At 42.5% G+C, this 15,543-nt stretch carries 13 protein-coding genes and 1 pseudogene; 1 reads left to right on the top strand and 13 read right to left on the bottom strand.

Annotated elements, in window-relative coordinates:
* Window positions 1-200: 200 nt before the first annotated feature.
* Both JC606_RS21415 and JC606_RS21410 read right to left on the bottom strand, forming a co-directional pair.
* Window positions 201-686, bottom strand: coding sequence for a hypothetical protein (locus JC606_RS21415; protein WP_102578730.1), 486 nt, complete (start codon window positions 684-686; stop codon window positions 201-203).
* A gap of 117 nt (window positions 687-803) precedes the next feature.
* Complete coding sequence (locus JC606_RS21410) at window positions 804-1,796, bottom strand: hypothetical protein (protein ID WP_198779388.1); 993 nt, start codon at window positions 1,794-1,796, stop codon at window positions 804-806.
* A 393-nt stretch (window positions 1,797-2,189) separates the two neighbouring features.
* Here JC606_RS21410 and JC606_RS21405 point away from each other — a divergent pair, with 393 nt between their 5' ends.
* The gene (locus tag JC606_RS21405; protein ID WP_198779387.1) at window positions 2,190-3,572 is read left to right on the top strand and encodes an MATE family efflux transporter; all 1,383 of its coding nucleotides are present in this window, start codon (window positions 2,190-2,192) and stop codon (window positions 3,570-3,572) included.
* 95 nt (window positions 3,573-3,667) lie between these two features.
* Here JC606_RS21405 and JC606_RS21400 read toward each other — a convergent pair whose 3' ends face one another.
* From JC606_RS21400 to JC606_RS21350, 11 genes and pseudogenes are all read right to left on the bottom strand, one after another.
* Window positions 3,668-4,204: an MSHA biogenesis protein MshA gene (locus JC606_RS21400; protein ID WP_198779389.1), complete on the bottom strand. Its 537-nt coding sequence runs from the start codon at window positions 4,202-4,204 to the stop codon at window positions 3,668-3,670.
* 381 nt (window positions 4,205-4,585) lie between these two features.
* On the bottom strand, window positions 4,586-5,212 hold the full coding sequence (locus tag JC606_RS21395) for a LysE family translocator (protein WP_137408203.1): 627 nt from the start codon (window positions 5,210-5,212) through the stop codon (window positions 4,586-4,588).
* Between the two features lie 155 nt (window positions 5,213-5,367).
* The gene (locus JC606_RS21390; RefSeq protein WP_198779386.1) at window positions 5,368-6,228 is read right to left on the bottom strand and encodes a delta-class carbonic anhydrase; all 861 of its coding nucleotides are present in this window, start codon (window positions 6,226-6,228) and stop codon (window positions 5,368-5,370) included.
* Window positions 6,229-6,599: 371 nt separating this feature from the next.
* Window positions 6,600-7,070, bottom strand: coding sequence for a hypothetical protein (locus JC606_RS21385; protein WP_032554318.1), 471 nt, complete (start codon window positions 7,068-7,070; stop codon window positions 6,600-6,602).
* 201 nt (window positions 7,071-7,271) lie between these two features.
* A complete protein-coding gene (locus JC606_RS21380) occupies window positions 7,272-7,649 on the bottom strand; it encodes a VOC family protein (protein WP_198779385.1) in 378 nt (125 codons plus the stop codon).
* Between the two features lie 199 nt (window positions 7,650-7,848).
* The gene (locus JC606_RS21375) at window positions 7,849-9,906 is read right to left on the bottom strand and encodes a M4 family metallopeptidase (RefSeq protein WP_198779384.1); all 2,058 of its coding nucleotides are present in this window, start codon (window positions 9,904-9,906) and stop codon (window positions 7,849-7,851) included.
* Between the two features lie 403 nt (window positions 9,907-10,309).
* Complete coding sequence (locus JC606_RS21370) at window positions 10,310-10,666, bottom strand: hypothetical protein (RefSeq protein ID WP_198779383.1); 357 nt, start codon at window positions 10,664-10,666, stop codon at window positions 10,310-10,312.
* Between the two features lie 214 nt (window positions 10,667-10,880).
* Entirely contained in the window at window positions 10,881-11,903 is a 1,023-nt protein-coding gene (trpS, locus tag JC606_RS21365; RefSeq protein WP_198779382.1) for a tryptophan--tRNA ligase, read from the bottom strand.
* Window positions 11,904-12,133: 230 nt separating this feature from the next.
* Window positions 12,134-12,934 carry a hypothetical protein gene (locus JC606_RS21360; protein ID WP_198779381.1) on the bottom strand — a complete coding sequence of 267 codons (801 nt, stop codon included), beginning with the start codon at window positions 12,932-12,934 and terminating at the stop codon, window positions 12,134-12,136.
* Between the two features lie 159 nt (window positions 12,935-13,093).
* A complete protein-coding gene (locus JC606_RS21355; protein WP_198779380.1) occupies window positions 13,094-14,425 on the bottom strand; it encodes a D-serine ammonia-lyase in 1,332 nt (443 codons plus the stop codon).
* 131 nt (window positions 14,426-14,556) lie between these two features.
* A pseudogene (locus JC606_RS21350) lies at window positions 14,557-15,270 on the bottom strand (helix-turn-helix transcriptional regulator); the annotation flags it as partial.
* Window positions 15,271-15,543: the final 273 nt, after the last annotated feature.

Raw genomic sequence — 15,543 nt, 5'->3', positions numbered from 1 at the left:
CCGACTCACTGAATATATGTAACCCCGACAGTTACACAGAATTATTTACAGGGTCTAAAGATAGCGCCAAGTTGCTATTAGCGCCATAGTTTCGTGTTAGGTGTTTACCCCACTGATTTACACGTTCGCAAGAACGTACTGCAACACCTAGTAAAAATACCACACATTCAGAATCAGCCTTAAATGCCAGTTATACTAAGTTACCCACCCAAGTTACCAAATAAGTTCATTAGCTGGTTCACCGACCCAAATTTGGTTAGGGCTTCGCTTACTAATTTCGAACCAGCATCTTTTGCACCTTGGTTTATGGTATCTACAAGCTTGTCCCCTAGATTTTGACTAACTTCTAAAGAACTCGGAACTAACTTGAGAAGCTCCAATCCTTTTGGAGACAGAGTTATATCAATACATTTCTTCGATGTATAAAAACCAGCCACTTCATTTTCTATTTTCCCGTACAAAAAACCTGAATCAATTAGCCAAAGGGCTGTATCAAGCAAAAAGTCAACCTCTTGGCATTTATTTGCATATTCTTCATATCCCTCGTTATCCTCAAGGAATGAATGATGCTCATAGTCGATACCAAGAAACTCAAAAGCATCAATTTCTGTTCTTCGAGGGAAGTTTTCATACAGATGAGCTAGTAGCATTGCCACCAACTCGTCGAACTTTTGAATGTTGTTCATATTTTATCAACTCGTATAATGCCCGCTAAAGCGGACTATAATTGTTGGCTATAAACTGGAGCGAGGCGAAACTGAGCCAACTGTTGTAGTTCCGTTCAAAGCACTTGTTATAACCTATTACAGTAAAGCCTGAAGTTTGGTTAAAATGGACTCGGAATATAGCCCAGCTAAAACACCTATAATTAACCCCCCTGTAAGGTCCTCTACAGTAATAGCTTTAGTTGCCTCAGGTTTTCTGGACGCAAGTAGACTGATCACTAACCCCAAAGCAATACTTCCACCTAAAACACCCCAATTAATTAACGCTCCGTCAGAAGTTGATATAAGTGTATTTTTTATAATATAACCTACCGCAGCCCCGATCATACCACCTGTAGGTACGGCAAAATCAGAAGGAAAAATAGAAACCCTTGAAGTTGCTGTACGAGTATGTACAACATCATCATTTAATTTATAAGTTGCTTTGAAAGAAACATCCATTTTCTTTGATTTTAAGAGGTGAGGTGCTCTGTATGAAAACGGAAAAGTAATCGTGCTTCCAACAGGTAGAGAGATCCCTTTTGAAAACTCTTTACCTTGAACCTTTTCAAGACGATCCATCACTCTTTTTAATTTATCTTTATTTATAGAAAACGCTTTGGGTAAAAAGGATTCCTCAGACTCAAAGCTTATTACTTCTTTCTCTAGTCGTTCTACATCTTCCCATTCATCGATTTTTAAGGCTTCTTCTGCCCAATAAGGAGTTGTTGGCTGTGTTTTCTTTTTAGAAAAAATAGAAGCATATCCATCTACAAGTTCGACAATGGCTAATGCAATAGCCTCAGTGAATGTAATCTTCTTTCTGCGTTTTCTCGCATACGCACTTTCCACTCCTCTTTCTAACTCCCTGATTAAGCGTCTTTTCTTATCTTCAAGCTCTGTTAAATTAGTTGCATCAAGATCATCATTTATTGATAGCTCTCGACCTGCCGAAAGAGTGTTAAAAACCTGCAAATCAGATATAGGTTGACCAGAAATATTCGTAACATTTAAGCTCACTGAATACTCTTGGCTACCTGCAATATACTCTTGGGACACCAAATTAATGGCAATACTTTCTGAATCTTTCACCACTTCTCCTTGAGGTTATAGCAGCTATTAGATAGAAAAATTCTGCATTTAAATCCAGAATTTGTCTATCTAGTTTCTTATGCCATCAATTGTACTAGCCTTTATCTTTTCATAACAATAACTTATACCGCAACCTTAGTGATTAGCGTGGCAAATATAGAATTTAACTGACTCGCATGATTCCCACCAAATCATGAACTTTCGCGTGTTAAACCCGTGTTGTAACCATCAGAACCTACCCGCAACTCGGAGCAAGTGAAACGCTATAAATCCAATGCTTGACCCTATACGGTAAGGTGTTTATATTGTCGCCCGCCCAACGGGGCACATCCTAAAATGCACACCGGCCATCCTGCAATCATTCGTGTATTTATATTGGTGTTGTGAACTTCCATGCTAACGAAACTTCGTCCTTTTACTCGTGAATCGGGTGCGCTTATGCATCTTTCGATTCCAATCATTTTGACTCAAATAGCGACCCAAGCGATGGGATTTGTCGATACGACAATGGCTGGCCAAGTAAGCCCTGACGATCTTGCCGCTATTGCACTTGGCACTAGCCTTTGGATCCCAGTGTTACTGCTACTGCGTGGCGTGATTATGGCGCTAACGCCCGTTGTCGCTTACCACCGCGGTGCACGTGACTTTCAAAGTATCTCTGTTGAATTCTTCCAGATGGTTTGGTTGGCATTAATCGCGAGTGTGCTACTTATCGCTTACTTAGTGAGTGCGAAACCGATCTTAGAATGGATTGGTGTTGCCGCTGAGATCATTCCAATTGGCAGTGACTATGCGTTTGCCCTAGCCTTTGGTGTACCGGGTATTGCCCTGTTTTACACTTTAAACGGCTACTGTGAAGGTATGAACAACACCAAAGTACCGATGATCATTTCGGTCATTGGTTTGTTGATTAATATTCCAGTCAACTACGTGCTTATCTACGGTAAATTTGGTTTCCCTGAAATGGGTGCGGTAGGCTGTGGCTGGGCGACAAGCTTAGTGTATTGGCTAATGTCGGGTATGCTGTATTCCTACATAAAAGGCCATCATCACTACAAGACGATCATTAGCTTTACAGACGCGAAGCCAAAAGCAAAAGAGATGCTTCACCTTCTAAAGCTAGGTTTACCTATCGGTATGAACATCGCTGTATGTGGCAGTATCTTTGCGGTCATCGCATTGATGATTGGCCGTATTGGTGCAGAAAATGTGGCAGCGGCGCAAATCGCTCTCAATATATCGAGCCTGACTTACGTGATCCCAATGAGTATCTCGTTTGGCATTACGATTCGTGTTGGTCACGCTTTGGGTGAAAAAGACGAACTTGGAGCGATTGAGCGCAGTAAAGTCGGTATTTTAGTGGCAGCATTAATCTCATTGCTTTCGGTGACGATGTTCCTACTGTTCCCTGAGTTAATCATTAGGCTTTACACGACAGACCCAGTAATCAGCGCAACTGCAGCTGTGTTATTGACCTTTACCGCTATGTACCAATTCAGTGATGCACTGCAAACCTCTGCAAATGGTGCTCTGCGCGGCTATAAAGATACCAAGATCCCAATGATCTTAGCTATCGCTTCATACTGGGGCATAGCGCTACCTATGGGTATGGTGTTGGGCTTAACCGACTACGTGGTTCCAGCAATGGGCGAAGAAGGCTTTTGGATTGGTATTCTAACTGGCTTGAGTGTCTCAGCCGCTCTGATGCTACTTCGCTTACGATACGTGATTAAGAAGCGTGACTTGCCACCAGCAGATGCGATAGCGACAAATTGAGTTGAACCAATCAACTAATACAAAAAAGCGCGTTACTGCCCATTGGCGATAACGCGCTTTTTTATTCTGTCTCTAAAAGCTAAGAATGCGTTTGTTTAACACTCATCGTTCACAACGCGAACCGTACACACACACCCTTCCGGCGGACATTGACTGGCATTAGAGCGTCCAAAGGAGTCATAAAGTACATAACACCCTGACGGTAACGCGTCATCCGTTATATGGTTCTTATTTAAATCATCATCACTAAAAGGTTGGTTATATCCGACGACCGTGTGTCTATTTCCAAAGTCAGAAATTATACTGTCATCATCAGACAACGTCATAAAATCGCTCATCGTTAATTTGTCGCCCGACTCGCCTCGGCTTTCTGGGCAAAGTGTTCCCCAATCAACCTCAACGCTGCCGATACCAAAGTCGATCACGTAGTTGCTCTGATCTCCTGGGTTTGATGCATCTGGATTAAGTCCGGCGATAATAGCTTTAGACGTTACTTGTGTGATCACCCCTTCCATCGCACCCGCAACACCTTCAAGCACCTCTTCTCTCGCTGATTCTTGGATATTAAGAAACCTCGGCGCTGCCGTTACAGCAATAATACCGATTATCACGATCACAACGATTAGTTCCATTAACGTAAAGCCGTTTTTTTTCATAACACCCACATCAGCGACAACTTAAAGATTCGATAGCTCAATGAATTATCATTAACTGTACATCCTGAGTAACACACTTAAAACCATATCCATTTCGCCACAAATAGCTTGAAAGGCCTTAATTTATAAACCCAGAACCAATTGGAAGCGTTGTCATATAAGGTATGAATAAGGTTTCTACCAATAATACTGTCTAATTGAATGAGGCTATATACGGATCAACTTTAATCCAAATATTTGAGCTAAAGCATGAACGACCAAATAGAAGCTTAATATAGCTAACGAAAAGGCGAACCAATTGGTTCGCCTTTTCGTTTCAAGAGTCGTACTTAAAGAATCGAGCTTAACAAGCCATGTTTATCGATTAATCGCCAGATATGAGCCTGCAGCAATCATGATGCCACCAGCGCTTTGATTTAAGCGTTTATGCGCGCGTGGGGTTTTCAGCAAAGTCACCATACGCCCTGCTCCCATTGCAATTAGCATTAAGCCAGACATTAGTGCAATAGAAGCTAATACAGAAACTAAGACGATATCTTGTGAGCGTAAAACTGTCAGATCAACAAACGTTGGTAAGAAGGAAATATAAAACAGAATCACTTTAGGGTTTGATGCTGAGATCAGAAAACCTTGCGCAAAGCTCGTAAGTTCTGACTTCTGACTCTGTTTTGCCGCGAGCTCCGCTGAACCTTGCACTTCAGGCAGGCTCTTGAACATCTTATACCCGAGGTAAATAAGGTAAGCTGCGCCGACATAACGAATGATCTCGAAAGCAAATGACCAGTTTTCCGCAATAGTTGCCAAGCCAAAACAAGCAAGCGCTAGATAAATAAGATCACTGCATATCATACCTAAAGAAAGAGAAATGCACTTTCGCCATCCATCAACCATACCACGAGCCAAAATCGCAAACACACCTGGTCCTGGAGTGATGCCAAATATAAACATGGCAATAAAGAATGTAACCGCACCTTCAAACGACATTAGCTTGTCCTTATTCATAGCTCAACATGATATTTTCTGAACGTAACATGCGATCTTAAAGGGAGTAAAGAAACTATTTACCGAGTCTTTATTAATAAAAAAGCGAACCGTATGGCTCGCTCTTTATACTTCAGCTTCAGTTGAAAAAAACTTAACTAGTTCGCGATTGGTGACAGCAACTTAGGGTTTACGACTAAGTTTCTCACACCGTGTGCGTGGTCTTCATTAAAGTCGTTCCCTTCACACCAGCTACCAACCGTTGCGATGTTCACTTTCGCCACTTGTGGTCTCACACTCCAGGTAACTTGGAACGGTGAACCTTGCTCGTTGTAGCCAGGGCCGGTAGTAGAACCTGCATATTGAATCGCAGATCCTGTATTTTTTGGAATGTTGGTCGCTTGGTGCAAACCGTTCACTTTAGAGTGTTTAGCTAGCTCTTCAAAATCCAGCGCGTTGTCGTCGTTCACTAAGACGTAAACTTGGGTTTCCACACGCAACTGAGGGTTGGTAATCGCATCATTGAAACACGCCCCCAATGTTTCCCCAGGTCCCACTTGTGCGGTTGAGTAAACATAATGCACCTCGATAGTATCACCAGAGTGAAGTGAACCATGGTCGCTCGGGCAAATATCCTGACCGAATGGCTTCAGTTCTGCCTCACTTAGCTTACCTGTGTATTTGAATCCACTTTGGAAACCTTTGCCGTCACCATTACCTGCATACTGGGTAAACTCACCGCCTTTGTGCTCTGCGTTTTTATGAAAGTGAATATTACATAAGTTCATCGCGGATGAATCTGGCGCATCAGAGAACAGGCGCTCGTTAGTCCCTTCGTATGAACCTAGATCACGTGGTGCCTGCGGGCCAAAACCTTTGCCTTGTGTATTTTCGGACAGTTGTGCTCTTTGTTCGGCGATAACGCTGTCTGAAACCTCTTCATGGCTAGCACCAGACGCACTCGCCTGTGTCGATAACATAACCATGGCGACGCTTATAAACACACTTTTGTTTTTCATATCTCTTCCCTAGACTCTAATTTATTAAACCTAACTGACTGTGTCACAGCGGAATATTACTATGCTCACGAGGGAATATAAGACATTGTCTTTGTAAGATTAGATTTCAATGCTTACTTTGGGAGAGTATTCAAACCATTGGTGAATATCACAAGATCAATAGGTTAAATACGGCGACTCCCTTCCATAACAAGTAAATACCGAGCTGCGCTGACCTGCCTTTTACTCAAATCCAACTCTTATTGTGTTGGTGAGTAGAAACAAGACGTTACGTAACCCTGAGGAATTTACTGCCAGTCACCAAATTCTGGATCAAAAAAGGCGAACCCATTGGCTCGCCTATGTTGTTTGTCGTGATTTTTAAAATCTAACTATTGTGCTGGACGCGTCCCTGAAGCAAATATTCCGAAAGTCATGACATTCAAAGCATCTGTCACACCCTCCAATGATTTGATGACTTGCTTCGTAGGCCCGTTACTGAATATATGGTTTCCCAAGCCTTTTTCGCTGTGAACCTTAGCGTGATCCTCAGTGGCTTGTTTATCTGTCACTTGGGTCTTTTCATTCGCTTCTGGTGATTCACTCAGTTCATGAGAAGCCACACTGTCATTACTATTGATATCACTGTCTTCTGCGGTGACAACGCAGCTCTCTTTTACGCTATTTGTGTTAGGCTCAATGACATCTTCACTTGCCGTTTCATTGACCACACCCTCTTCGACACTGTTATTAATCACTTTTTCATTGCTTGAAATATTTTCGTCGGTTGGATTTTCACTAGTTGTCGCACAAGCGGATAAAAGCAACAGGCTAATAATTAATGTGGTTAATTTTCTGACCATGACGATTGGGGCTGGATTAATAAAACATTGTTCGATTGTAAGTAAATTAAACCAGAAGTTCCAGTTACACGCTTGTATTGTCGTAACGGGATGTGTACATAATTACGTACTGCTTAGGGGCTCTTGGGTTTACGAAATCTTACTTTATACTTAAATAGAGTAACTGGTTTATGGATAGCACAATCCACCGACATCGACCTTCTAATAATTCGATACTTCGATTAGGTTACCATCAGGATCTCGCAGATAAATTGAGGTGATCTTGTCCACCGCACCCGTTCGCTCGACAGGCCCTTCTTCGATCGCGATGCCTTGTCCAGTGATATGCTCGTATACTTCATCAATGTGTGTGTTGGTTATGAAACATAGGTCTGCACTCCCGGCTTGAACATGCCTAGCTTTAGGCTCGAACTCTTTCCCCTGCTGATGGAGATTTATCTTTTGGTTACCAAACGATAATGCCCAGCGTCCCTCACCAAATTGAATAGGTTTCATCCCTAACACTCTCTGATAGAAATCTACTGTTATCTCTATATCTTTAACAGTTAATACAAGATGATCTAGGTGACTTATTTCCATAAATGTTGACTCTCAATCAATAACAGACTCCAAATTTAAACATTCGACAGGAGCCTTGAATGTTCGCCACTCATAATCTAACGCTTAGAAGAGTGACACAAGCACCTTGTACGCCGATACATCTCATTGTTAACGAATAAAGGGAGCACGCCTGAGTGCTCCCTTTGTAATGTTTGTTTAGTTAAATTCGCTAACTAAATTACATACACAAACCTTCGTGTGTCCAGTACCAAGAATTTTGGAAAGGATCTGCTCCCCAGTTATTGGTTGTCGCCGTAAAACGGTTACCCCAATATTGAACCAGAGCTCCAGCTGGATAGAACACATTCGGACTCCACTCTGGTACGTCAACACACTTATCTTGTGGCTCAGGCTGAGGTTCAGGGTTTGGAAGCTCTAGTACAGTACTAACCGCTACGTAAGCATCTGTTGATCCTTGCGCACCAGAGACCATTACGTAGATATCATCCCCTTGTATACCGCCAAACCCACAATACTCGTTGTTATCCAAGTTATTAGACGAACAGTCGTAATCATTCAATGATGCAGGACGACCAATAGCAACATACAGATCAACGTTACCGTAACCATTGTAAGTTTGGATCCAAACATCGCTTTCAGAACTGTTCTTTAGAACGAACTGCTGTTGGTCGTTACCACTGCTCAACACAGGAGCAGGCACATTAAACTCGAGATTCGTAATACCCGGAGTCGGATTCGGTGTTGGGGTTGGTGTCGGTGGATTAGGGTTTGGATTCGGCTGACCGGAACCACAGTATTGTACGTTAACGCCAACCTGGCTGAAGGCAGAGCGCACTGCAGATGATTCATAGCCTAGCTGTTGTGCTGCCTTACAAACTCCTTCAGCTCCTGCTTGGAAGTTCGATCTTGATGTCCAGTAAAGTTGGTTCGCTGTCGCGTAAGCCATAAACGCCTTTTTAATATCCCAACCATTGCTAGTCGCTAGGTGGTAAAAAGCTTTGTTGAAAATCCCTGAGCTGTGGTGAACATCAATACCATTGTAGTATTGGTTTACGTGATCGATAGACATGCCATCTTGGCTAGGTTGAATGAAGTAGCGCATTGCTGGGCTGTACTTCATAACATGCTCACCCATCTTCCAGTTAAAACTGCCATGAACATACTCACTTAAAGCCGCTGCTGCCACATCAGAGAATGACTCATTCATACCCCCAGACTGACCGCGGTATTCAAGGTTTGAGTTCTGTTCGGTAAAGCCATGGCTTACCTCATGCGCAATTACATCCCACGTAGCTAACGGGTACATAGACTGGTTACCGTCACCAAACGTCATCTGTTGACCATCCCAAAACGCATTACCGTAGTTCGAACCATAGTGCACACGCATGGTTAGCTTTTGCTGGATAGGACGAGTATTCAACCACTCTTTGTACATGTCGAATACACGTTGGCCAAAGTAATGTGCATCGTTCATAGGCGCATAAGCACCGTTAATTGCACGATAGTCGTTAACGTTCCTACCGTAATTGCCGTTACAAGCAAACTGGTGAACCTGACCGTAATCTTGGCGGTTATTCATGTTCATAGTGACAACGTTTTGGCTGTCCATTTGGCAATATGAGTTGACCTGGAACCCGCCATATTGAGTATTCGGACCAAAGTAATAACGACCGCTTTTTTGGTTGCCACCGGGGCCTTCAGCATCGATGAACGCGATACCTTCCCATTGGTCAAGTAATTCGCCAGATTTAGCGTCTACAAGGGTAATTGGTCGTGAAGGTCCCATGCCCTTTGTTTGCAGGAAATCAACCTTATAAATAAGGTGTGCTTGTTGTTGTTCATCTAACCAAATAAAAAGATCTGCATTTGGATTACGAATGGTTGCAGCTGCTACGCCTTTGTGTTGTGACTTAGCAATATCAATGGCCTGCTGTGCGTTGATCATTGGTAAAGTAGAACCGATATCAGCCTCAATGCCCGTTAACACTTGTCCGTCAACGGCTTGAGCAATACCTTGCTGGGAAAGATCAACCACTACCGACTGACCATAGACTGGAACGCCATAGTGAAGTTGTTGTTTACGAAGGAGTGTCGTTGTTCCGGTCTCAACTCGACTTGCTTCTTGATAAGCAAGTGGTTGATTTACCGCACTAAAGCCTTGTTGGCTAGTGTTGTTAAGAATTGTTGACAGATCGACTTCAGTGTAGTCGAGTACATTGGCAGCTTGAGAAGTAAACGCTATTGGGAATAGCATCAGTAAATGTGCACCACGCATACATCACCTTTATATTTATGTTGTTATAAATTCACCCGATGGATGAGCGCGCATATTAACGATAGAATCCCCTTACAAGTAAATAAACCTAGTTGCATATGTGATATCGATTCAGAACATAATATCTGTCACCTATAAAAATGAGAATGCTAGTCAAAAAAACCAATAAATACTTACACTTAGAAAAAACTCAGTAAATAGACCTAAAATATGAAGGGATATCAAATTTTGATAATTTCCTGAAATTTGATGCTTCAAATCGTTACGAGATTAAGGGTCGATATCGACTTTAAATAGCAACGCCAACTCACCATCACAAAATTCAACGCTCCCATTCATAAGGAACCAATTAAAATAATGATGAGGGTGTGTTGGCGATGAGTATGTTGGCTGAGGTTGGAACTTAGCCTTTGACTTTATTGAGTGTGTAAGTGATTACGCTATCGTCGACTATATTAAACACCCAAGTGCTGTCACCGCTGGTAAAGTGAAATTCATCCTTAGACGAAGTTGGCGTCAGATTAGCGATGAACGCAGACAGCTGAGGCTCGTTGATAACAAAACTCCCCTCAGAAGTGTTGATGTCTAAATCGTTATTGACTTCAATCTGCGACGTTGAGCTTGGCAATATGTCGGGCAACCAACCTCTATCAAACAAACGATCTTGCTGAGCCTGCTCGTAAGTGGCGTACTGAACACTGACCACTTCAGAACAGCCTGATAGTAAGAGTAAAATTGGGAGTAATAGTTTCGTTTTCATTTATTTCCATCATTTGAAAGCAAGGGCTTGTCCAGCCTCTGAGTTGTATTCGAATAAAAACAACAAGCGAGGAACAAGTACAATACAAAAACAATTTTATAAATTAATTATTATTCCCATTCAATTTAATTGACTTTATTTACATGCAGCCCATATGGAAATCATTTTAATCAGTACCTTAACGGAAGGGTTTACCTATAAAGCGACCTATCGTTCATAGTATATTAAGACCAAACACGCCCTTTACGTCGAACAAAACAGCTTCCGTTTTTTCTCTCGATACTTGCGTACCTTTGCGTAAAATATCAATGAGCTGTGATTTGCCATTTAACAATTCAGCTCTACGAGCTCTTATCGGCCTTAACATCTCCTGCAAGCACTCTTCTAATACCTTCTTAGTTTGTCCGTCACCTAACCCGCCTCTACGGTAATGATCTTTTAACTCACTAACATACTGTGCGTCACTATGGAACGCATCAAGATAGGTAAACACGATGTTCCCTTCCACTTGGCCCGGATCTTCAATTTTTAAGTGGTTTGGATCGGTATACATGGACTTCACTGCCGTTCGAATCTCTTTCTCAGTTGCCCCGAGGTTAATCGCGTTGCCCATCGACTTAGACATCTTGCTTTTCCCATCCGTACTAGGAAGGCGTGATGCATTACTCAGAAGCGGCTTACATTCGTTCAAAATTGATTTACCAGCGAGTGAGTTTAGCTTTCGAACAATCTCGTTTGTTTGCTCTAGCATTGGCAGTTGATCATCGCCTACCGGGACTAACGTCGCATTGAACGCCGTAATATCAGCAGCCTGAGATATCGGATAAGTGAGAAAGCCTGCAGGAATAGAACGACCAAACGCCTTGTTTTGAATTTCACTTTTGACCGTAGGATTACGCTCTAAACGTGCGATAGATACAAGGTTACTGTAAAACATGGTCAGCTCAGCCAATGCGGGAAGCTGAGATTGAAGGCAAATTGTAGTTTTAGTTGGGTCGATGCCAACAGCCAGATAGTCGGCGACCACATTGAGAATGTTTGAAGAGACCTTTGAAGGATTATGCGCGTTATCAGTCAAGCCCTGCATGTCGGCAACCAATATCGTTTGGTCATGCTCATGTTGTAAGGATACACGTTGTTTGAGAGAGCCCACGTAATGCCCTAAATGTAAAGGACCTGTCGCGCGGTCGCCAGTAAGAATAATTTCTGATTTGTTATCGTTTTGATTTATTTTCATTGAGTATCTCCAAGTTAAAAAGGCTACTGGAGATATAAAGAGACGACAATCTTGATGACATTCTTAGCTACCTTCCAGCAGCGTAAGAATGTGAGTATTCCGTGCTGCTCTAGATAGAGCACCACCAGAAGAAAACTGAAGTTGAAGCGGGATTAAATTTCATTCTTAAAACGTATCAATATTATTGGCTAACGACAACACATTTTATTGATTCAATTTAACTCGCTGTATTAATCGCATAAATTTATAATTCTAGAACGCATGGCTTGGTTAATCTCAAAGTAAGTGTTCAAGAAATTGAGCTGCGATAAAGCCGACTCTGCGGTGTGTTCGTAACCTTGATTGAAGCTTGGAAGCAGTTGAGTAAACTTAGGAAACCGCGCTTCTAACCTTCTATCAGACATAAACTCATCGACATAGCCAGGTTGTGGATTTTCTGTTTGTTCGACAAGATCAATTAAACGATCTAATGCATAAGACTGAACAAATCGACTCCCAGAGAGCTTTTCTCCACGGTTATAGCGGGACATACCCACATAAAGATTGGTCAGTGCTTCCCCGATTAACCACTCTTGGGTATTAGCTTGTGGAGCACTTTTTTCCGGTGGTACACAGCACCTAGCATCGAACGCCTCTTCCTGCCAAACAATACGACCTTCAGCAAATGGAATATGTGCTAATTCATGGGGTTCAAAGACCGCAAATTCGCAAAAGATTCGATCGGCATACAGAACTTTATAGCCATCGACCGTGTTTCGCACGGAATAGTCGATTGGATGGATATCAGATAACCAATTTAAATTGTTTAAAAAGTGCTGCTTTTGTCCTACCTGTACGATCGCAAAGAAATCGACGTCTGAGTATTGGTCCAGTCTCTCCGTTTCGATACCAACAGAACCAAGCCCCAACAAGGCAAGCGCCTTATTTGAAGCTCTTAAACACTGCCCAATAGAATCCAAGCGTTGTAGCAGCATTGTTGGGGTAATTTCTTGTGATGTGATTGGCTGTCGAATGGTGTTATCGGTTTCCATCGTGCTATCCCTGTCAAATTGAATGCCATTCAACCTAACTGAGAGTGATAGCAACGACTAAACACAATTTATAAAATCTGCGTTTTGGATAACGATCTGTGCAATAAATGGATTGATTTAGGAGCTTTCAACTACCACCCGCATTTGTATCTCTACCTATTAAATAGATGACTTGGCAAGATACATCGCCATTTCTTGTTCAGGTACCATGCCTCCACCCGTCGCCCAAACAAGATGCGTGCTGTTGGATAACGTCGAATCATCAATACCTAATCTCGTCATATATTCAGTGTTATGTTCTACATGGATAGGCCCTGGCATGCCGGCTAATGCAGAGGGCTCTAGTTTGATGGCTTCTTCTTGATTCAATTGACCTAACAATTGATACATGCGTTCATCCGTTAATGTGTAGTAACCATCCAATAAGCGCTCCATTGCTCTGCCAACAAAGCCTGACGCGCGGCCCACGGCTAACCCATCAGCTGCAGTAAGGTTATCAATACCAAGATCTTGTACTGCAATCTCGTCATGCAAACCGGTGTGAACGCCTAACAACATGCAAGGTGAATGCGTAGGCTCGGCGAACAGACAATGAACATGGTCGCCAAATGCCATCTTCAAACCAAATGCCACACCACCAGGGCCGCCGCCTACGCCACATGGTAGGTAGACAAACAACGGATGCGCTTCGTCGACGACAATCTGTTGCTGAGCAAATTGCTGCTTTAGCCTTTCTCCGGCCACAGAATATCCAAGGAACAGTGTCTTCGAGTTTTCATCGTCAATGAAGAAACAACTAGGATCCAATTCAGCTTCTTTTCGTCCTTGTTCAACCGCAACGCCGTAATCTTGCTCATACTCAACCACATTTACGCCGTGCTCACGCAGTTTGTTCTTCTTCCACGCTCTCGCATCGGCAGACATATGAACGGATACGGTAAAGCCTAATTTCGCGCTCATGATACCAATTGACATGCCTAGGTTCCCTGTTGAACCTACCGCAATACTGTATTGCTTAAAGAACTCACGAAACTCGGGTTCTAGCAATTTGCTGTAATCATCGCTTTCACTTAGTAACCCAGCTTCAAACGCGAGTTTCTCAGCGTGTGTCAGTACCTCATATATGCCGCCACGGGCTTTGATAGACCCAGAGATAGGCAAGTGACTGTCTTTCTTCATCATCAACCGCCCTTTTATCGGCAATTGATAATACGCCTCCAATGCTGTTTTCATCGTTGGAATATCAACAAGATCAGATTCAATGATGCCATTGGATAGTTGAGTTTCAGGAAATGCTTTTGCAAGGTAAGGGGCGAATCGTTGTAAGCGTAAACTCGCATCATGAATGTCTTCCTCATCCAAGCCGACATAAGGTAACCCTTGGTCTAGTGTTGTAACATTTGGGTTAAACCAAACCACCTCTTCGAGCGCCATAAGCTTATTTAGTAATGGAAAGTCGTTCGTGAGGTTATTTAGATTCAGTTCGATCATAGCTACCTTCTCTGGTATTAAGCGTTCTGCGCGATTTCAATCACTTGGTGTACACCCTATTAGAGCCGTAATCGAGAAATGATTCAATAACCGATACTTGTGCCTACCGTCAGCAGATGCTATTTCCCTTACTATGCCCGTGAGGCAACCGTCTTGATGTATTCACTTGGCGACAGACCAAACTTACCCTTAAAGCGCTGACTAAAACGTCCTTCAGATTGGTAACCACAAGATTGAGCAAGCATCGTGACATTGTGTTGGCCATTTTGCATAAGATACAAAGCATGGCTCAAACGCACTTCTGCTAATACCTCACGATATTGCATTCCTTCGAGTTTGAGCTTACGGATTAACGTCGCACGACTCATTGCAAAACGCTCTGCAACGTCTTCTAAAGAGTGTTTCTCGTCTGGTGAATGAGATAAGTAATGACTGAGCTTTTGGCTGAAAGAGACGTTTGAACGAGTAAAAAACCGATGTAATACACCCTTCTCTGCAAGTTGTTGATACAAACCTTGCAACCAAAATTGCTGTGTGGTTTCACTCATACTTTGACGATCAAACGTAAACAAGGCATTTAAAGTATCTTGTAAACTGCGGTCTGCTTCTAAAGTGAGGTATTCGAATTCGGCAGCACATTGTTCACTCAGTTCGAGCATCGCTTGAGTGGGTTGAAAATGAAAACTAAACACGCGGGACAGAAATCGCCCTTTATGTGGCATGTTCTCAAAACTCAATGATGCCGAAGCTTCACACAGCAATAACTCAGAATGAGTAAGCTCTGCTGCCGAGTCTTTCCAAAACAAACGCTTACTGCCTGTGATGATCTGAATAATACTAGGGGATTTATCGAAGGGTAAGCATAACAATTACAAAACAATAGCTTACAACAAAATCAACTGAGAAATGGCGACAAGATGGCGATAATTTTATTGTCCCATGTAACCACTCGATATCTGATATTTGATATTTGATGTGCTCTAACATCAATTAGGATAGTTAACATGAGGCCTGATAAAAGGATTCATTTGTCGTTTCCAGTTACAAACATTTGAAACTCATTTTTGGACAAAAACCACTTAGACCTAATACTCTAATTTGTTTTATTTGGATTACTT

The sequence above is a fragment of the Vibrio sp. IB15 genome, from assembly GCF_016406055.1.
GTDB lineage: Bacteria > Pseudomonadota > Gammaproteobacteria > Enterobacterales > Vibrionaceae > Vibrio > Vibrio chagasii.
The sequence above is the reverse complement of the archived record's forward strand: the minus strand, read 5'-3'. Positions and strand labels throughout refer to the sequence as shown.

What these genes read in the sequence shown, in the direction of transcription:
- JC606_RS21385 (WP_032554318.1), bottom strand. Translation starts at nt 7,070, where the DNA reads ATGGTCAGAAAATTAACCACATTAATTATTAGCCTGTTGCTTTTATCC.
- JC606_RS21355 (WP_198779380.1), bottom strand. Translation starts at nt 14,425, where the DNA reads ATGATCGAACTGAATCTAAATAACCTCACGAACGACTTTCCATTACTA.
- JC606_RS21405 (WP_198779387.1), top strand. Translation starts at nt 2,190, where the DNA reads ATGCTAACGAAACTTCGTCCTTTTACTCGTGAATCGGGTGCGCTTATG.
- trpS (WP_198779382.1), bottom strand. Translation starts at nt 11,903, where the DNA reads ATGAAAATAAATCAAAACGATAACAAATCAGAAATTATTCTTACTGGC.
- JC606_RS21395 (WP_137408203.1), bottom strand. Translation starts at nt 5,212, where the DNA reads ATGTCGTTTGAAGGTGCGGTTACATTCTTTATTGCCATGTTTATATTT.
- JC606_RS21360 (WP_198779381.1), bottom strand. Translation starts at nt 12,934, where the DNA reads ATGGAAACCGATAACACCATTCGACAGCCAATCACATCACAAGAAATT.
- JC606_RS21415 (WP_102578730.1), bottom strand. Translation starts at nt 686, where the DNA reads ATGAACAACATTCAAAAGTTCGACGAGTTGGTGGCAATGCTACTAGCT.
- JC606_RS21400 (WP_198779389.1), bottom strand. Translation starts at nt 4,204, where the DNA reads ATGGAACTAATCGTTGTGATCGTGATAATCGGTATTATTGCTGTAACG.
- JC606_RS21380 (WP_198779385.1), bottom strand. Translation starts at nt 7,649, where the DNA reads ATGGAAATAAGTCACCTAGATCATCTTGTATTAACTGTTAAAGATATA.
- JC606_RS21375 (WP_198779384.1), bottom strand. Translation starts at nt 9,906, where the DNA reads ATGCGTGGTGCACATTTACTGATGCTATTCCCAATAGCGTTTACTTCT.
- JC606_RS21370 (WP_198779383.1), bottom strand. Translation starts at nt 10,666, where the DNA reads ATGAAAACGAAACTATTACTCCCAATTTTACTCTTACTATCAGGCTGT.
- JC606_RS21390 (WP_198779386.1), bottom strand. Translation starts at nt 6,228, where the DNA reads ATGAAAAACAAAAGTGTGTTTATAAGCGTCGCCATGGTTATGTTATCG.